Raw genomic sequence first — 3148 nt, 5'->3', positions numbered from 1 at the left:
GGTGATTGTGTGACCCGTGCCTGAATTCATAGGGTGCGTGGGGGGAACGCGGGGAAGTGAAACATCTCAGTACCCGCAGGAAGAGAAAACAAGAGTGATTCCGTTAGTAGTGGCGAGCGAACGCGGATGAGGCTAAACCGTTCCATGTGTGATAGCCGGCGGGCGTTGCGTGGGCGGGGTTGTGGGACTTTCCGTGCTGGTTCTGCCGGACCGGTGGGGTGTGGGTGTGCGTATAGGTGAACGGTCTTGAAAGGCCGGCCAGAGAGGGTGTGAGTCCCGTAACCGTAATGTGTGGCACCGCCTTTGGAGAGGATCCCAAGTAGCACGGGGCCCGAGAAATCCCGTGTGAATCTGTCAGGACCACCTGATAAGCCTAAATACTTCCTAATGACCGATAGCGGACCAGTACCGTGAGGGAAAGGTGAAAAGTACCCCGGGAGGGGAGTGAAACAGTACCTGAAACCGTGTGCTTACAATCCGTCAGAGCATCTGCAGCCCTTCGGGGTTGTATGGGTGTGATGGCGTGCCTTTTGAAGAATGAGCCTGCGAGTTAGTGTTACGTCGCGAGGTTAACCCGTGTGGGGAAGCCGTAGCGAAAGCGAGTCTGAACAGGGCGAGTGTAGTGGCGTGATCTAGACCCGAAGCGGAGTGATCTACCCATGGCCAGGTTGAAGCGACGGTAAGACGTCGTGGAGGACCGAACCCACTTCAGTTGAAAATGGAGGGGATGAGCTGTGGGTAGGGGTGAAAGGCCAATCAAACTCCGTGATAGCTGGTTCTCCCCGAAATGCATTTAGGTGCAGCGTTGCGTGTTTCTTGCCGGAGGTAGAGCTACTGGATGGCCGATGGGCCCTACAAGGTTACTGACGTCAGCCAAACTCCGAATGCCGGTAAGTCAGAGCGCAGCAGTGAGACTGTGGGGGATAAGCTTCATAGTCGAGAGGGAAACAGCCCAGACCACCAACTAAGGCCCCTAAGCGTGTGCTAAGTGGGAAAGGATGTGGAGTTGCTTAGACAACCAGGAGGTTGGCTTAGAAGCAGCCATCCTTGAAAGAGTGCGTAATAGCTCACTGGTCAAGTGATTCCGCGCCGACAATGTAGCGGGGCTCAAGTACACCGCCGAAGTTGTGGCATTCACGCATTACCCTAGCCTTCGTGGTTCAGGGGTGTGGATGGGTAGGGGAGCGTCGTGTGGGCGGTGAAGTCGCGGTGTAAACCAGCGGTGGAGCCTACACGAGTGAGAATGCAGGCATGAGTAGCGAAAGACGGGTGAGAAACCCGTCCGCCGAATGATCAAGGGTTCCAGGGTCAAGCTAATCTGCCCTGGGTAAGTCGGGACCTAAGGCGAGGCCGACAGGCGTAGTCGATGGACAACGGGTTGATATTCCCGTACCGGCGAAAAACCGCCCATGTTGAACGGGGGATACTAACCACCGCCGGTCTTTCTTGTTGCACCACTTGTGGTGTGATGGTTGGGCTGGTGCTGGGACCTGATCCCGGGAGGCAAGCGTATTAACAGGTGTGACGCAGGAAGGTAGCCGGGCCGGGCGATGGTAGCCCCGGTCCAAGGATGTAGGGTCAGGGATAGGCAAATCCGTTCCTGTGTGTTTCGAGCACGATCCTGAGATCTGATGGGACCCCCGTATGGGGGGATCCGGTGATCCTATGCTGCCTAGAAAAGCATCGACGCGAGGTTTTAGCCGCCCGTACCCCAAACCGACACAGGTGATCAGGTAGAGAATACCAAGGCGATCGAGAGAATTATGGTTAAGGAACTCGGCAAAATGCCCCCGTAACTTCGGGAGAAGGGGGGCCTGCCCCGTGATACAGACTTGCTTTGTGGAGCGGGTGTGGGCCGCAGAGACCAGGGGGAAGCGACTGTTTACTAAAAACACAGGTCCGTGCGAAGTCGCAAGACGATGTATACGGACTGACTCCTGCCCGGTGCTGGAAGGTTAAGAGGACCGGTTAGCCCCTCGCGGGCGAAGCTGGGAATTTAAGCCCCAGTAAACGGCGGTGGTAACTATAACCATCCTAAGGTAGCGAAATTCCTTGTCGGGTAAGTTCCGACCTGCACGAATGGAGTAACGACTTCCCCGCTGTCTCAACCATAAACTCGGCGAAATTGCAGTACGAGTAAAGATGCTCGTTACGCGCAGCAGGACGGAAAGACCCCGAGACCTTTACTATAGTTTGGTATTGGTGTTCGGAGTGGCTTGTGTAGGATAGGTGGGAGACGTTGAAACCCGGACGCCAGTTCGGGTGGAGTCATCGTTGAAATACCACTCTGGTCACTTTGGACATCTAACTTCGGCCCGTGATCCGGGTCAGGGACAGTGCCTGATGGGTAGTTTAACTGGGGCGGTTGCCTCCTAAAAAGTAACGGAGGCGCCCAAAGGTTCCCTCAGCCTGGTTGGCAATCAGGTGTCGAGTGTAAGTGCACAAGGGAGCTTGACTGTGAGAGAGACATCTCAAGCAGGGACGAAAGTCGGGACTAGTGATCCGGCGGTACATTGTGGAATGGCCGTCGCTCAACGGATAAAAGGTACCTCGGGGATAACAGGCTGATCTTGCCCAAGAGTCCATATCGACGGCATGGTTTGGCACCTCGATGTCGGCTCGTCGCATCCTGGGGCTGGAGTAGGTCCCAAGGGTTGGGCTGTTCGCCCATTAAAGCGGTACGCGAGCTGGGTTTAGAACGTCGTGAGACAGTTCGGTCCCTATCCGCTGCGCGCGCAGGAAATTTGAGAAGGGCTGTCCTTAGTACGAGAGGACCGGGACGGACGAACCTCTGGTGTGTCAGTTGTACTGCCAAGTGCACCGCTGATTAGCTACGTTCGGATGGGATAACCGCTGAAAGCATCTAAGCGGGAAGCTCGCTTCAAGATGAGATTTCCAAACACATTATGTGTGAGAGGCCCCCAGCCAGACCACTGGGTTGATAGGCCGGATGTGGAAGCGAGGACTAAAGACTCGTGAAGCTGACCGGTACTAATAGGCCAACAACTTACACCACACACAACACACTGCACGCGTCCACTATGTGGTTCCCAACCAACAACCCGGGAACACCAACACAACAACACAACTAAACAAGCACCACAGTTGTAACCACACACTTCCCACCCCCACACAGGGGGACGGGTAA

General features: G+C 55.5%; 1 rRNA gene (cut by a window edge). It reads left to right on the top strand.

Annotated features, from left to right (window positions below):
• A 23S ribosomal RNA gene (locus tag OCL88_RS20700) occupies nucleotides 1-3016 on the top strand; it begins 246 nt to the left of the window's first position.
• Nucleotides 3017-3148 lie beyond the last annotated feature (132 nt).

The sequence above is a fragment of the Paenarthrobacter sp. PAE-2 genome, from assembly GCF_026013155.1.
GTDB lineage: Bacteria > Actinomycetota > Actinomycetes > Actinomycetales > Micrococcaceae > Arthrobacter > Arthrobacter ureafaciens.
Note: the sequence above shows the minus strand (reverse complement) of the source record. Positions and strands in the feature narration are given on the sequence as shown.